Below are 14267 nucleotides of genomic sequence, written 5' to 3'. Positions count from 1 at the left end.
GTGGAACGGTGAGCTACTTGTCGTTGATGAGGTCGTGGCGCACGATCGTCTGATCGCGGTCCGGACCAACGCCAATGGCGGAGATCCGGGTGCCAGACATGCCCTCGAGCGCAAGGATGTAGTTGCGCGCGTTCTCGGGCAGATCTTCCATGGTGCGGGCCGTGGTGATGTCCTCGGTCCAGCCCGGGAAGTACTCGAAGATGGGCTTGGCGTGGTGGAAATCGGTCTGCGTCATGGGCATTTCATCAAAGCGCACGCCGTCCACGTCATAAGCAACACAGACGGGGATCTGCTCGATGCCGGTGAGGACATCCAGCTTGGTGACGAAGTAGTCCGTGAAGCCGTTGACGCGGGAAGCGTGGCGGGCCAGGACAGCGTCGTACCAACCACAGCGACGCGGACGGCCGGTGTTAACACCGAATTCGCCGCCAGTTGTCTGCAGGTACAAGCCCATGTCGTCGAAGAGTTCCGTGGGGAACGGGCCGGCGCCAACACGCGTGGTGTAGGCCTTGATGATGCCCACAGCGCGGGTGATGCGGGTGGGGCCAATGCCGGAACCAACCGATGCGCCACCGGCGGTCGGGTTGGAGGAGGTGACGAACGGGTAGGTGCCGTGGTCCACGTCCAGGAACGTTGCCTGGCCGCCTTCCATGAGCACTACTTCGCCGCGGTCCAGGGCCTCGTTGAGCACAAATGTTGCGTCAATGACCATGGGGCGTACGCGCTCGGCGAAGCTTAGGAAGTATTCCACCACCTCTTCCACTTCCACGTCACGGCGGTTGTACACCTTCACCAGCAGCTCGTTCTTCTGCTTGAGGGAGCCTTCCACCTTTTGACGCAGGATGGACTCATCAAAGAGGTCCTGAACACGGATCCCGAGACGGGCCACCTTGTCCATGTAGGCCGGACCAATACCGCGGCCCGTGGTGCCAATGGCGCGCTTGCCAAGGAACCGCTCGGTGACCTTGTCCAGCACCTGATGGTACGGCGCCACCAAGTGGGCATTGGCGGAAATGCGCAGCTTGGACGTGTCCGCACCGCGAGCCTCCAGGCCCTCAATTTCCTCAAACAACGCCTCAAGGTTCACGACACAGCCGTTACCGATGATGGGTGTTGCGTTGGGGCTCAAAATGCCGGCAGGAAGGAGCTTGAGCTCATACTTCTCACCGCCTACGACAACGGTGTGCCCGGCGTTGTTACCGCCATTTGGCTTCACCACATAGTCGACCAGGCCACCCAATAAATCGGTAGCCTTGCCCTTGCCCTCGTCGCCCCACTGGGCGCCGACGATCACGATTGCTGGCATGGGATCCTCCCCCTTGCTCAAAAAGTTGAGCCGGGCGCTGCATCATTCAGCGGTTGTTCCGCCGTACACCGTCCGGACACGAAAATGCCCCTTGGAAACCACTTGCCTTCTCCAGCGTCGCTGCAGTCTGCGAGTGATCAAGGGGGTCTTACCAGTTGAGTTTACCGGAATGCTCCAGCGCACGCACATTTGCCCCTTGTGGCGCGCGTCTTGAACGCACGACGGCGTTCCCTCCTTGCGCTGCACCTCTCGCCAAGCGTCGGCATAGTCCCCTGCCGTGCCCAGATGTCCACGGGGTCTACGGGGTCTACGGGGAAATAATTTAGCTTTATTGCTGTCTATCGGAGGCCAAAAAGGATATACTGTCCTCAAGACATTAAATTCACCATCGGACTCAAGGAGAAAAGGTGCTTTCCAACGACTCGAGCACGGCATCCGCTTCGGATGGCGCAGCGCTCATCGCCTCGCTCACCCGCGTGCTGGCCGAATGGACGGCACCGGAATTTCTCACGGCAGTGGCCGCCCGTGAAGGAGTGGACCTTGACCCGGGCGCCATCACCATGGTGACCATCCTGTCCCATGATGGTCCGCTGCGGCCTTCCCATATCGCCACCAAGATGGTGACTGGAGCCTCCAATATCAGTAAGATTACCGCCCGACTTTCCAAGGCCGGCCTCGTGGAGAGGGTCTCGGACCCCAGCGATGCCAGGGCGCAGCGGGTGCAGCTGACCGCATCCGGGCACCAGACTGCAGCGAAGTTGGTCCTCGCTGGCAACGGCGTAGTGGGCGATCTTCTCAATGGCTGGCCAGAGAAGGACCGGGCAGAATTCACGCGTCTTCTTGCGAGATTCGAGTCCTCCACCATCATGTTGTCCAATCGACTGGGCAACAAAGCCTAAGTTTTCATCCAAACCGTTTACCAAGGACATCTGACATGACTAGCAGCACCAACGCTCCCCGCACCTACGTTATTACCGGTGCAGGATCCGGAATTGGCGCCTCTTCCGCAGCTCTTCTGCGCGAACGTGGCGAGATCGTCATTGGCGTTGATTTGAAGGGTGCCGAGATCGAAGCGGACCTCAGCACCACCGCCGGGCGCAAAACCGCCGCTGACCGGGCCATTGAATTGGCCGACGGAAAGATCGACGCCGTCATCGCCTGCGCAGGCATCGCCGCACCCATCCCGCTGACCGTCAGCGTTAACTACTTCGGCGTCACCGAGTTCCTGAATCACCTGGCACCCACACTGGCCAAGAGCCCGGCGCCACGTGCCGCCGTCGTCAGTTCCGCGGCAACGCTGCAAACCCCTTCAGCTGAACTGGTTGACGCCATGCTGGCCGGCGATGAAGCCAAAGCCTTGGAAATCGGCGCCGCTTTGGCCGCCGAGGGGCCTCGCACGGGTTACCTGAATTACCCCTCCAGCAAGCGTGCCCTGAGCCGCTGGATCCGCCGCGAATCCATCACCGCCCGCTGGGCCGGGGCACACATCCCCCTCAACGCCATTGCTCCGGGCACCGTCATTTCCCCGATGACCGAGCAGCTGCTCGCTACCGAAGAGGGCCGGAAGATGGTTGATGACAGCATGCCTATGCCGTTGAACTACCACTCGGAATCCATCGTGCTAGCCAAGCTGCTGGCCTGGTTGACCAGCGAGGAAAACACGCACACCACCGGTCAGACCATCTACATCGATGGTGGCGTTGACGCAACGCTGCGCGGAGACAACATCTGGGACTGATCCCTCATGTTCGAATTAAGCAGATGGTTGACGGTTCGGCGCGTCAGTAGGCAAAACATGACGTTGTGCAGCAATTCGAGAACACGCTAGATCCGGCAGGAGTTAGCCGCAATAAGTAGGCGGGCTTACGTAGAAGTGGGGATTTGGGTTTCTGTAGCTTTCTCAGTCGAGGCGTCACCCTGTCATGGGGTGACGCTGCCGGGTAGGTGCAGCGTACAGAATCCAGGCCCGGCAAAGGGAAGAAGCCGCACGTCCTGTTCCGGCAGTCCGCTTGCCGAAAGCAGTTCCTTCGCCAAGCCCAGGTGGACGGCACAGACCACTTCAGGGTTTTCCCTGGCCGCCTCCACAATGGGGCAGGTGGTGAGCGTCAACTCGGTTGCGTCACGATTTCCTCGAACCCCGAAACCGGCTTGGCCAAGCACCGTTGCCACGCGCTGGCGCGCAACCTTGCCACCGGCCTTGCTGGAAACTTCTGCTGCTGCAACCGCCCCGAGACGCGAAGCACCAGGCAAGGCCCCTGCCCAGCTTCGTCCGGCACTCTCACCTGCGGCGGCCGGGTTGGCACTGGTGGCAGCAAGATGCTGAGCTAGGGCCGCAGCAAGGGCGAGGTAGCCAACAGGACCGGCTGGCGTGGCAGTGGCCTGGTACAACCATGCAGGCCTGCCCCGGCCTTCCTTGGGCGCAGCTGTTTTGGTGGCATGGCCATCCCCCGTCAGTGCCTCCAGATGTTCCCTGACGGTATTTGCATGCTGGCCGGTCTGTGTTGCCAACTGTTCAACGCTCAACGTCCCGTCCAACTGGCGCAGCCGTTCGAGCACCGCGGCACGAGCCTTGGAAATGGACGCTACGGGTTCAGCTCGGCCCGGCTTGGGACCAAGAGGCAGTTCTGTGACGCTCATATTTTCCACGGAATTAAGTGTAGTAATATCTCCTGAGAATCTCCACTTTTCTCGTGATCCTGGCGGTGAAAGGTTGTCCCGTGAATAATCTTCTCCCCGCCGCAACATCCGCAGAAGCATTGATGGACGAAGCCCGCGGTCCACGCAAAATGCCGCCGCTCCTGCATAATGCCACCGTTCTAAGGGTGGCATTATGCAGGAGCGGCGGCATTTCTAGTTGGACCCACAGCCTCGAGGGACCCGCTGCAAGCTTGCGAGCAGGGGGAGCGGCTGGAATGTGGGGACTAAAGAGCGGCCTCGATCGCGGCGGTAGCCAACGGATCGGAGTCGTTCAGGAACGTGGTGATGCGAGCAGCTTCATCGGACTCGCCAATGGCGCCGGCGGCACGGCCCAGAGCATAGAGTGCGCGCAGGAATCCGCGGTTGCCCTCATGCTCGAACGGGACCGGACCGGTTCCGCGCCAGCCGTTGCGGCGGAGCGAATCCAAGCCACGGTGGTAACCGGTGCGTGCGTAGGCGTAGGACTCGATGGTGCGGCCTTCGGCGTACGCTTCGTCAGCCAAAATGGCCCACAAAAGCGATGACGTGGGGTGCGAAGCAGCCAAATCTACTGCTTCATCCCCAGCGTCCAAGCGAGCCTGAACATCCACCTCGGCCGGGAGCAGTGTGGGCTCCGGGCCGAGGAGGTTCTTGCGGAAATCATCGCTCATGTTACTTGAACGTCTTGCCAGCGGAGCCGAGCTGCGAGGCAGCTTCAACAACGCGTGCAGCCAGGCCCTTTTCGGCCGAGGCGCCCCAGACGCGGGGATCATAGAGCTTCTTGTTGCCCACTTCGCCGTCAACCTTCAGGACGCCGGAGTAGTTGGAGAACATGTGGTCAACAACCGGACGCGTGTAGGCGTACTGGGTGTCTGTGTCGATGTTCATCTTGATGACACCGAAGGAAACAGCGTCGGCAATTTCCTGGTTCGAGGAGCCGGATCCGCCGTGGAAGACCAAGTCAAACGGGTTTTCCTTACCGATCTTGACGCCAACAGCGGCCTGGATTTCCTTCAGGATTTCCGGGCGCAGCTTGACGTTGCCGGCCTTGTAGACGCCGTGCACGTTACCGAAGGTCAGTGCCGTGATGTAGCGGCCGTGCTCGCCGGAGCCAAGGGCTTCAACAGTGGCCAGGCCGTCTTCGATGGTGGAGTACAGCTTGTCGTTGATGGCGTTCTCGACGCCATCTTCTTCGCCGCCAACAGCGCCAATTTCAACTTCGAGGATCATCTTTGCTGCGTGCGTGCGTGCCAGCAATTCGCGGCCGATGCGCAGGTTTTCCTCGAGGGTTTCGGCGGAGCCGTCCCACATGTGGGAGTTGAAGATCGGGTCGCGGCCAGCCTTGACCTCAGCCTCGGAAGCCGCCAGCAACGGCAGTACAAAGCCGTCCAGCTTGTCCTTCGGGCAGTGATCCGTGTGCAGGGCAACGTTGATGGGGTAGTTCTTGGCAACTTCGCGAGCGAAAGCTGCGAAGCCCAATGAACCGGCAACCATGTCCTTGACGCCAGCGCCGGACCAGTAGGCGCCGCCACCGGTGGAAACCTGGATAATGCCGTCGGTTCCAGCGTCGGCGAAGCCCTGCAGGGTTGCGTTCAGGGTCTGTGAGGATGTCACGTTGACCGCGGGGTAGGCGAATCCGCCAGCCTTGGCGCGGTCGATCATTTCGGCATATTTGTCCGGTGTTGCGATGGGCATGAAGAGCTCCTCTGGGCTGAACGGTACAAAAGGGGCTGACAACAAGTCAGTCCCGCATGGCTTCCTCCATCTTAGCGAGTACGTCCACCGGGACGAACAAGATGAAGTCAACGTTCAGTCTGTGGACTTTTTAAGCACGACGGCGGCCGCCCAGACCTCCTCGATCCACCGCGTACGTCCCCACCTTCTGCGCATGTAGGGACATAAGCAGAAGGCGGGGCGTACGCGCCGGGTGGCAAAAAGCAGTTCAGCTAGTTCACGCCGTCATCCGTGGCTGCCGTTGCAGGTTGGGGCAGCCGCGCTACGAGACGCTCTGGTTGAAGACGTGCCGGCGGATCCAGGCATGCATGGCGATACCGGCGGCTGAGGCGGCGTTAATGGATCGCGTTGAACCAAACTGTTCAATTGACAGGGTGGTTTCCGCGGCGGCGTGTACTTCGTCGCTGAGCCCCGGGCCTTCCTGGCCAAACACGAAAACACAGTTGCGGGGCAATTCGTACGTTTCCAGCTGCTCGGAGTCCGGGAAAATATCGATGCCGATGATGGTCAGGCCCTCGCCCTTCGCCCACGTTACAAAGTCCTCAACGGTGGGGTGGTGGCGGACATGCTGGTAGCGGTCGGTGACCATGGCGCCGCGCTTGTTCCACCGCCGTCGTCCAATAATGTGCACTTCCTTAGCCAGGAATGCATTGGCGGTGCGCACCACCGTGCCAATGTTCATGTCATGCTGCCAGTTTTCAATGGCGACGTGGAAGTCGTGGCGGCGCGTGTCCAGCTCTGCCACGATCGCGTCCATGGACCAGTACCGGTACTCGTCCAGAACGTTGCGGCGATCGCCGTTGGCCAGCAATTCGGGGTCCCAGTGATCACCCTCGGGCAACTCGCCCTCCCACGGGCCAACACCTACTTCATGGTGGGGCTCTAAATATTCGCTCGCCTCAACGGGCGCGGCACCTTCCGGGGCGGTGGAATCGGCAGGGGAAGGGATCTGACTGGAATTGCTCACCGCTTTACTTTAGCCGGTGTGACTAAGCTCCATTCCCGCTGCTTGCGCGAATCTGCAAGACTTAGGGCAAAGCATCCGGCCACTTTCAGGAGGAATCATGACCACTGTGCAACAACGTCAACCCGCTGACATCGAATGCTGGCTCACGGACATGGACGGCGTGCTCGTCCATGAAAACAAGGCTGTGCCCGGCGCGGCCGAACTGATCCAACGCTGGGTAGACACCTCAAAGCGCTTCCTGGTTCTGACCAACAACTCCATCTACACACCCCGCGACCTCGCCGCCCGACTCAAGCAGTCTGGCCTGGATGTCCCTGAGGAGAACCTCTGGACATCGGCCTTGGCAACCGCCCAGTTCCTGAAGTCCCAAATGCCGCACGGGCGCGCCTATGTCATTGGTGAGGCCGGATTGACGACGGCGTTGCACGAGGCAGGCTTCATTCTCACCGATCAGTTGCCCGACTACGTAGTGCTGGGCGAAACCCGCACCTACTCCTTCGAAGCCATCACCAAAGCCATCCGGCTCATTGGTGCCGGCGCCCGTTTTATTGCCACGAACCCTGACGCCACAGGCCCTTCCGCCGAAGGTCCGTTGCCAGCCACCGGCGCCATCGCGGCGCTGATCACCAAGGCCACCGGGCGCGAACCCTATATTGTGGGCAAGCCCAATCCCATGATGTTCAGATCAGCTATGAACCGGATCGAGGCCCATTCGGAAACCACTGCCATGATCGGCGACCGTATGGATACCGACATCATTGCGGGCATGGAGGCAGGCTTGCACACGGTGTTGGTGTTCACCGGGATCACACAGCCCGAGGACATCGAGGCCTACCCTTTCCGCCCCGACCAGGTGATGAATTCGGTGGCAGATCTGATTCCACACATCTAGCGTCGAGGGATCCTGACTTTTAGACACTCAAAAAGGGTGCCGCGCCAAACCATGGCGAGGCACCCTTTGGCGCGTCAGGCTGTTGCCTCTAGAGTGCCGGTTTCAATGAATCAACGATGGACGTCAGGGTGGCTTCATTGCTGGCCCATTCGGCATTTACGGCTTCCACCGTCATTCTGTGCGACACCCCCGATGTGTCGTAGGCAACGAGATATTCCCCCGTGATGTTGCCTTTGTAACTAGAACAGGTGTAGCCATAGCTATAGCCATACAGGCCATCTCGCTCAACAATGACGGGTTGGCTGGTGTATGCAAAATCCTGTAGGCACCCGAAAGCTGATGTGCTGCGGAAATACACCAGATCCTCTTGAGTGGCAGCAAGCTGAGCGGCCAGACCCTGATCGATCGCTGCATGGATCTTCTCCGTGGTGACGTCACCTGTTGGCCTATCTCCAGCCTCGTACACCATCATGGAAGACGCTGGATCGCTATTATTCGCGGCACTGAAGCGTTCAGCAGGCCGGCTGCCGTCTTCGTTAATAATGGTGGCGTTCTCAGCGGTTCGGACCCAGCCTTCCGGGTATTGGAAGGAGGCAGATGTGGTGGGCGCATCCACCATATTCGCCTTATTTCCGCCCGCAATTAGTCCGGAAAGCAGCACTACAACCGTCACCACGACCGCCAGTACCACTACTCCGCCGCCGGCTAGGATCCACGGCAGTGCACTCTTCTTTTGTGGGGCCGGGGGCATTCCGCCGGGGATGTTGTAGTACGGCTGGCCATTGTATTGCTGCGAACCGTACGGATCCGCTGGCGACTGTTGACCGTATGGCGGCTGCCCATATTGCGGTTGCCCATAGGGACCCACAGGTGGTTGATGCGGAGCGTATTGACCGGGCTGCTGGCCGTACGGCTGCTCTTGCCCCTGTTGCTGTTGCTGCCCCGGCTGGGCCCAGCCATTATGCGCCGGCTGTTGCCCTTGACCGGGGGCTGATTCCGAGTCGGACCCGGGGCGACCTGGCCACGGCGGCTGCACTGACATATGAGGGCTCCATCCATCTGCGCAGCCCGGACAGGCAGCGCCTAGTGTGAGCCTAATGCTCCCCATTAATCTTCGCGATGGGGAGTACTGCCCGTGTCAGAACCCCAGCAATCACCGCCGTCGTAGCGGTGGTTCTTCATCAGCACCCGGGAGTCGACACCGGTCCCCTGACGAAAATGAGGTGAATCTCGCTCAACTCTGACATTGATCCATCCCCGCCGCATTTTCAGTGAGCGAGAAGGGGCCCAGATGTCACGGACATATGAAAGCAATGCGTGACAACAGATCGCGCAAGGTCTCCTGCTCAGCCTTGTTCAGCTTTGCCATGGTCATGGACTCGCCCTGGGCGGTGGCGACACGCGCCTTCGCATACAGCTGCTGTCCAGCGGCGGTGCCGGTGACCACCTTGGAGCGACGGTCTCGGGGATCCGTGCGGCGTTCAACCAGCCCGCGGACTTCCAACCCGTCCACCAGCGGAACGATCTGGCTCGGGTCCAGCGAGAGGAACTCGGCCAGCTCGCGTTGTGTGGGGGCGAATCCGCTGCACGCCATGGACAGGACCGAATAGGACCGCACCTTCAGCCCCAGCGGCTCCAGGAGTTTGTTGGCTCGAGCGGAACCCAGCGCGCGAGTGCGCGCGGTCAGGAATTCAATGTCCCCTGCAAGTTCGCTGCCCAGGAACCGCTCCGTGGTGCTGGTAATGGTGCCTGACGTGGTCGTCATGGAGCTACCTCTCAATATCAACAAAGAATATAATCGTTGATTATATCAAGAGTTTAAGGTGTTATGCATGCTCACGGCACCCACACTTCGGTCGAAGTGGGCAATATCCACCCGCGAAGCGCCCTCATGGCACTTACTGAAAAAGCGACAATCGCCACCGGTGCGGCCGTGGTCCCGCCCGCAGGTGCGGCCATGAATTGAGCTTCAGGGTGCTGCCGTCACTATTACCAACGTCGATGCCGACTCGTTGGCCACCTTGGCCCGCCGCAATGCCAATGCCAAGCACTTCATGCACCCTGTCGCAGGGAGTCCTCGCGGGAAATCCTCCCGCTGGGCGCCTATCGAGGGTGCAGAATGGACAATTATTGATTTATTCAATAATTGTGGTTAGATTTGATTAGTGGCGAAAGTCACACAGTTCATGGTCGAGCCGAGAGTCTCTGCCACATCAAGTTACCGAGGAGACTTCAATGAAGAAGCGCCTGACTACATTTATCGCTGGGACATCCATCGCGTTGTTCGCATTGACCGGTTGCGGACAGGGATCACCCTCCGGAGCGACTGCCGAGAATCCCGCAGCCTCCGGATCTGCCGGATTGACGAAGGTTGTAGTAGGTGGCATTCCCATCGCACCCTACATTGCGCTGCTGTACGGCATCGACAAGGGCATCTTTACAAAGTGAGGTGTGTCAAAGATCTGGGACAGTTCGTTAGTTTCTTTTTACTTAGGCAGCTACGAGTTGTTGCTGGTTTTGGGTATTGAAATTGGTCATCGCAGTTGCCGGCGGTAGACCGTCGTTGTGGGTGCGGGGTCTCCATCGGTTGTAGAAGACCTCGATGTAGCGCATGGTGGCCCGCCTGGCGTCTTGTCGGGTTTCGAAGCTGTAGTAGTGGTAGAACTCGTTCTTCAGCGACGAGAACGCTGACTCTGCCACGGCGTTGTCCCAGCATTGGCCGGTTTCTCCCATGGATTGGCGGATGCTGTTGCCAGTGCACCAAGCACCGAGTTCTCTGGATGTATATTGCGTGCCACGATCGCTCTGAAAAATTGCGCCAGCTTGTAGATGGCCGCGGTCTCTAGCCATCGTCAAAGCATTCACACACAAGGATGCGCGCATGTGATCAGCCATAGCCCAGCCAACAATCATGCGGGTGCACAGGTCAATGACGGTAGCCAGATACAGCCACCCCTCACCGGTGCGCAGATAGGTAATATCACCCACCATGCGGGTACCAGGGATGGCAGCGGTGAAGTCACGGCCGATCAAGTCCTTGAAGACTTTATCCGGGTCCGAAGGAATAGTGGTGCGTTTGAAAGCACGCATCCGCCTGGCTGCCCAGCCATTCTCCGCCATGATCGTGGCCACTGTCCCTACCGATATCTCAACACCGGCTGTGCTGAGTTTCGCATGAACCATACGGTGCCCAAAGATCCCGTCGGAGGAATCAAAGAAAGTCTTCACCTGATCGGTTAGCTCCCGGTGACGGACGGTTGTGGGTGATTCAGTAGCGTCTCTCCACCGGTAGTACGAGGACCGTGGAACCCCGAGTTGCCGGCACATCCACGCTACTTTTTCTCCAGCGTTCTCCTCCTGCTGAACAAAGCGGTAGCTCACATCTACCGTTGTTCTTTGGCGAAGAACGCCGACACTTTTTTTAGGAAGTCATTCTCCCGTTCCAGTTCACGGAGGCGAACTTCCATCGCTTTGTACTTGGCCGTATCCACCGGTACTTCCGGTTTTCGGCCGTCGACTTCTTGGCCCTCTCGAGAGAGCTTGATCCAGCGTTTGAGGGCGGTCAGAGAGATGCCGAGCTCAGCAGCTACAAGAGCTACCGGGCGGCCAGAAGAAGCAGCCAAAGCAACGGCATCGGCTTTGAACTCATCAGAATAAGTTGGTCGAGAAGACATGGGAACAATCCTTTCAGGAACTGTCTCATATCAGTAGTACACCTCAGGCGTCGACCGGTAAAGACAAGGCGGACTTCGGAGGAGTCCTGGTCGCGTCCGGTTCATCCATCAAGAGCGGAGCGGATCTGGCCGGCAAAAAGGTCGCCGTGAACACGTTGAACAACATCAACGACACCACCGTCCGACAGGCCATTCGCAAGGCAGGCGGAGATCCGAAGACCACTGAGTTCATCGAACTTGCCTTCCCGGACATGCAGGCAGCACTCGAACGCGGCCAGGTTGACGCCATCCTGGTGGTGGAGCCGTTCCTTAGCCGCGGGTTATCCGCAGGAGCCACCCTCATCGCCTCCAACTATGTTGATACGGCCCCCGAGCTGACCATCGGCGCATACTTCAGTTCCGCAAAAACAGTCGCCGAGAAGCCGGATCTGGTAAAGAAGTTCACAGCTGCGATGAAGGAGTCATTGGACTTCGCCACAGCCAACCCTGACAAGGTCCGCGAAGTCCTGCTGACCTACACCAAGATTGACGAGGCCGCAACGAAGGAACTTGTTCTGCCCAGTTACGTCTCTGAGATCAACCGGCCTGCCCTTGACACGCTGATCCAGCTTTCAAAGGACGACGGTTTGCTTCAGGCTGATCCGAAGCTTGACACCTTGTTGCCGTAATGCCGGCCGGTCAATAGGCCCCCAGCTTCTCGACGTCGTCGCCCACCATCCCCTGCCTTGAGCAAGATGGTCGGCGACGACGTCTTTTTTCGTCAAACCTGGCTGTTCCCCACCGCCCGCGCAATGCCCCGGGCGCCCGTCATGAGTGCGGGGGAAGCGGCCGGAGCGAATTCCGAGCGAACCCCTCAGGATCCCAGCTGTCCCCCGGACAGCTCCAAGTAGCAGTTGCCGCAGAGTGATTCGTACCAGACCTCGGAACCTTCAATGGCCACCTGTTCGCCATCGAACACCACATCGTTGCCAACCCGGCGGGTGTTGAACATGGCCTTCCGCCCGCAGCGGCAAATGGTCTTCAGCTCTTCGAGCGAGTGCGCAATCTCCAAGAGGCGCGCGGCCCCAGGGAAGGCGCGAGTACGGAAGTCGGTGCGCAGCCCGTAGGCCAGGACAGGAACGCCGTCGAGCACGGCGACGCGGAAGAGATCATCAACCTGGGCGGGGTCCAGGAATTGCGCCTCGTCCACTAGTAGGCAGGCGACGGGAGCCATATCCACGTGTTCCAGCAGCGCATCGGGATCGTCGCCGCGCACCTGCATGGCAAACAATTCCCGAACATCTGAACCGGGTGGGATGACAAAATCCACCTCACGGCTCACACCAAGTCGGGAGACGATGGACGTCTCGCCTTTCGTGTCCACGCCGGGCTTCGCAAGAAGAACCCGCTGGCCGCGCTCCTCATAGTTAAATGCGGCTTGCAGCAGTCCGGTTGATTTACCGGAATTCATGGCGCCATGGCGGAAGTAGAGCTTGGACAAAACGGACCTTTCAGGGGATTTCGGTCTGGTTGAGCGGGCGTGATGGGCCCACGCGCGAGGGACCTAGGAGAGGCCGAGTTCGTCCTTGCCGAAAATGAAGAGGTATGGAACGTTGGCTTCAGCTTCGATGCGCTCCTTGGCGCCGGTGTCACGGTCAACGATCACGGCAACGGCCTGAATGTTTCCGCCTGCCTTGCGCACACCTTCAATTGCGGTCAGTGCAGAGCCGCCCGTGGTGGAGGTGTCTTCCAAGACGACCACCTTGCGGCCATCAACACCGGGGCCTTCAACCTGGCGGCCCATGCCGTAGGACTTCTGCGCCTTGCGGACCACGAAGGCGTCAATGTTGCGGCCGGCGTCGCCAGCTGCGTGCATCAGGGCTGTGCCTACGGGGTCGGCGCCCATGGTCAGGCCACCGGCGGTTTCAAACTCAATTCCGGCGTCGTCCAGCATGGCCAGCATGACGCGGCCGGCGAGGCGTGAAGCTTCGTGGTGGAGGGTGATGCGGCGCAGGTCGATATAGTAGTCGGCTTCCTTGCCGGAGGAGAGGATTACCTTGCCGTGGACTACGGCGAGTTCCTTGACGAGTTCGAGCAGGCGGGCGCGGTCGGATGCAAGTGTGGAGGTCATGGGATCCATTCTAATTGCGCGCACGCAACACCGGCGAAACATGCACCCACTAAGCTGATCACATGCGCGAATTACAGGCACAGATCATTGCAGAACTTGGCGTTCAGGCCACCATTGACCCCAAGGCGGAAATCGCCCGGCGAGTGACGTTCTTGAAGGACTATCTCAAGGCCACAGGCACCAAGGGTTATGTGTTGGGCATTAGTGGCGGGCTGGATTCCTCCTTGGCCGGCCGGTTGGCACAGCTGGCGGTTGAGGAACTGGCCACGGAGGGCATCGAGGCGAACTTCATTGCCGTGCGTCTCCCCTACGGAGTTCAGCATGATGAAGATGACGCCCAAGCAGCCCTGAAGTTCATCAATGCCAAGACTGAGCAAACCTTCAACATCGCCCCGGCCGTTGACGGTTTTGAGGCCGAGTTCGCTAAGACGGCCACGGAAGATGTCACAGACTTCAATAAGGGCAATATCAAGGCGCGTAGCCGCATGATCGCCCAGTACGCATTGGCCGGACATGAGAACCTGCTGGTCATTGGAACCGACCATGCAGCAGAATCCGTCACGGGCTTCTTCACCAAGTTTGGCGACGGAGGTGCCGATATCCTGCCGCTGTTCACCTTGAACAAGCGTCAGAACCGGGCGCTGCTGCGGGAGCTCGGAGCCCCGGAACAGCTGTGGGCAAAGGTTCCCACCGCAGATCTTCTCGACGGCGTCCCCGGCCGCACCGACGAGGACGAACTCGGCATCACGTATGACGAAATTGACGACTACCTCGAGGGCAAGGAAGTCAGTGAAACTGCCGCTCAGGGCATCGAAGGCCGTTTTCTGCGCAGCCGGCACAAGCGCACCGTGCCGGTGTCCCTGCTTGACACGTGGTGGAAGTAGCCACACACCAAACGCTCCCTCAGC

General features: G+C 59.6%; 18 protein-coding genes. 7 read left to right on the top strand and 11 right to left on the bottom strand.

Annotated features, from left to right (window positions below; translation table 11 throughout):
• Window positions 1-13: 13 nt before the first annotated feature.
• Window positions 14-1306, bottom strand: a complete 1293-nt coding sequence (locus AS189_RS03720; protein WP_062286393.1) for an adenylosuccinate synthase — start codon at window positions 1304-1306, stop codon at window positions 14-16.
• A gap of 407 nt (window positions 1307-1713) precedes the next feature.
• Here AS189_RS03720 and AS189_RS03715 point away from each other — a divergent pair, with 407 nt between their 5' ends.
• Window positions 1714-2205, top strand: a complete 492-nt coding sequence (locus AS189_RS03715; protein WP_062286392.1) for a MarR family winged helix-turn-helix transcriptional regulator — start codon at window positions 1714-1716, stop codon at window positions 2203-2205.
• Between the two features lie 35 nt (window positions 2206-2240).
• Window positions 2241-3044, top strand: coding sequence for an SDR family oxidoreductase (locus AS189_RS03710; RefSeq protein ID WP_062286391.1), 804 nt, complete (start codon window positions 2241-2243; stop codon window positions 3042-3044).
• A 182-nt stretch (window positions 3045-3226) separates the two neighbouring features.
• On the opposite strand, the gene AS189_RS03705 is transcribed toward AS189_RS03710, so the two are convergent.
• The 4 genes from AS189_RS03705 to AS189_RS03685 all read right to left on the bottom strand — a co-directional run bounded on the left by AS189_RS03705 (window position 3227) and on the right by AS189_RS03685 (window position 6683).
• Window positions 3227-3952 (bottom strand): helix-turn-helix transcriptional regulator, encoded by a 726-nt coding sequence (locus AS189_RS03705; RefSeq protein WP_129587141.1) that lies wholly within the window; start codon window positions 3950-3952, stop codon window positions 3227-3229.
• A gap of 275 nt (window positions 3953-4227) precedes the next feature.
• Window positions 4228-4653: a DUF3151 domain-containing protein gene (locus AS189_RS03700; protein ID WP_062286389.1), complete on the bottom strand. Its 426-nt coding sequence runs from the start codon at window positions 4651-4653 to the stop codon at window positions 4228-4230.
• 1 nt (window position 4654) lies between these two features.
• Window positions 4655-5677, bottom strand: coding sequence for a class II fructose-bisphosphate aldolase (gene fbaA / locus AS189_RS03695; RefSeq protein WP_062286388.1), 1023 nt, complete (start codon window positions 5675-5677; stop codon window positions 4655-4657).
• Between the two features lie 301 nt (window positions 5678-5978).
• Complete coding sequence (locus AS189_RS03685; RefSeq protein WP_062286386.1) at window positions 5979-6683, bottom strand: TrmH family RNA methyltransferase; 705 nt, start codon at window positions 6681-6683, stop codon at window positions 5979-5981.
• Window positions 6684-6780: 97 nt separating this feature from the next.
• Between AS189_RS03685 and AS189_RS03680 the strand changes: the two genes are divergently transcribed.
• Window positions 6781-7575 carry an HAD-IIA family hydrolase gene (locus AS189_RS03680; RefSeq protein WP_062286385.1) on the top strand — a complete coding sequence of 265 codons (795 nt, stop codon included), beginning with the start codon at window positions 6781-6783 and terminating at the stop codon, window positions 7573-7575.
• An 88-nt stretch (window positions 7576-7663) separates the two neighbouring features.
• On the opposite strand, the gene AS189_RS03675 is transcribed toward AS189_RS03680, so the two are convergent.
• Entirely contained in the window at window positions 7664-8326 is a 663-nt protein-coding gene (locus AS189_RS03675; RefSeq protein ID WP_062286384.1) for a hypothetical protein, read from the bottom strand.
• Between the two features lie 77 nt (window positions 8327-8403).
• On the opposite strand from AS189_RS03675, the gene AS189_RS03670 reads away from it, so the two are divergent.
• Window positions 8404-8667: a hypothetical protein gene (locus tag AS189_RS03670; RefSeq protein WP_062286383.1), complete on the top strand. Its 264-nt coding sequence runs from the start codon at window positions 8404-8406 to the stop codon at window positions 8665-8667.
• 202 nt (window positions 8668-8869) lie between these two features.
• On the opposite strand, the gene AS189_RS03665 is transcribed toward AS189_RS03670, so the two are convergent.
• A complete protein-coding gene (locus AS189_RS03665) occupies window positions 8870-9340 on the bottom strand; it encodes a MarR family winged helix-turn-helix transcriptional regulator (RefSeq protein ID WP_062286382.1) in 471 nt (156 codons plus the stop codon).
• Between the two features lie 470 nt (window positions 9341-9810).
• Between AS189_RS03665 and AS189_RS03660 the strand changes: the two genes are divergently transcribed.
• Complete coding sequence (locus tag AS189_RS03660) at window positions 9811-10023, top strand: hypothetical protein (RefSeq protein ID WP_062286381.1); 213 nt, start codon at window positions 9811-9813, stop codon at window positions 10021-10023.
• A 42-nt stretch (window positions 10024-10065) separates the two neighbouring features.
• Here AS189_RS03660 and AS189_RS03655 read toward each other — a convergent pair whose 3' ends face one another.
• A complete protein-coding gene (locus tag AS189_RS03655) occupies window positions 10066-10956 on the bottom strand; it encodes an IS3 family transposase (RefSeq protein WP_082634036.1) in 891 nt (296 codons plus the stop codon).
• Window positions 10957-10958: 2 nt separating this feature from the next.
• Window positions 10959-11249, bottom strand: a complete 291-nt coding sequence (locus tag AS189_RS03650; RefSeq protein ID WP_062286380.1) for a transposase — start codon at window positions 11247-11249, stop codon at window positions 10959-10961.
• Here AS189_RS03650 and AS189_RS03645 point away from each other — a divergent pair.
• Window positions 11234-11917 carry an ABC transporter substrate-binding protein gene (locus tag AS189_RS03645; RefSeq protein ID WP_082634034.1) on the top strand — a complete coding sequence of 228 codons (684 nt, stop codon included), beginning with the start codon at window positions 11234-11236 and terminating at the stop codon, window positions 11915-11917. The genes AS189_RS03650 and AS189_RS03645 overlap by 16 nt on opposite strands.
• A gap of 185 nt (window positions 11918-12102) precedes the next feature.
• Here the strand turns inward: AS189_RS03645 and AS189_RS03640 are convergent, their stop codons facing one another.
• Window positions 12103-12729: a thymidine kinase gene (locus AS189_RS03640; protein WP_062286378.1), complete on the bottom strand. Its 627-nt coding sequence runs from the start codon at window positions 12727-12729 to the stop codon at window positions 12103-12105.
• Window positions 12730-12792: 63 nt separating this feature from the next.
• A complete protein-coding gene (gene pyrE / locus AS189_RS03635) occupies window positions 12793-13359 on the bottom strand; it encodes an orotate phosphoribosyltransferase (protein ID WP_062286377.1) in 567 nt (188 codons plus the stop codon).
• 62 nt (window positions 13360-13421) lie between these two features.
• Between pyrE and nadE the strand changes: the two genes are divergently transcribed.
• Window positions 13422-14243 (top strand): ammonia-dependent NAD(+) synthetase, encoded by an 822-nt coding sequence (nadE, locus tag AS189_RS03630; protein ID WP_062286376.1) that lies wholly within the window; start codon window positions 13422-13424, stop codon window positions 14241-14243.
• Window positions 14244-14267 lie beyond the last annotated feature (24 nt).

The organism is Arthrobacter alpinus, from assembly GCF_001445575.1.
Lineage (GTDB): Bacteria > Actinomycetota > Actinomycetes > Actinomycetales > Micrococcaceae > Specibacter > Specibacter alpinus_C.
The sequence above is the reverse complement of the archived record's forward strand: the minus strand, read 5'-3'. Positions and strand labels throughout refer to the sequence as shown.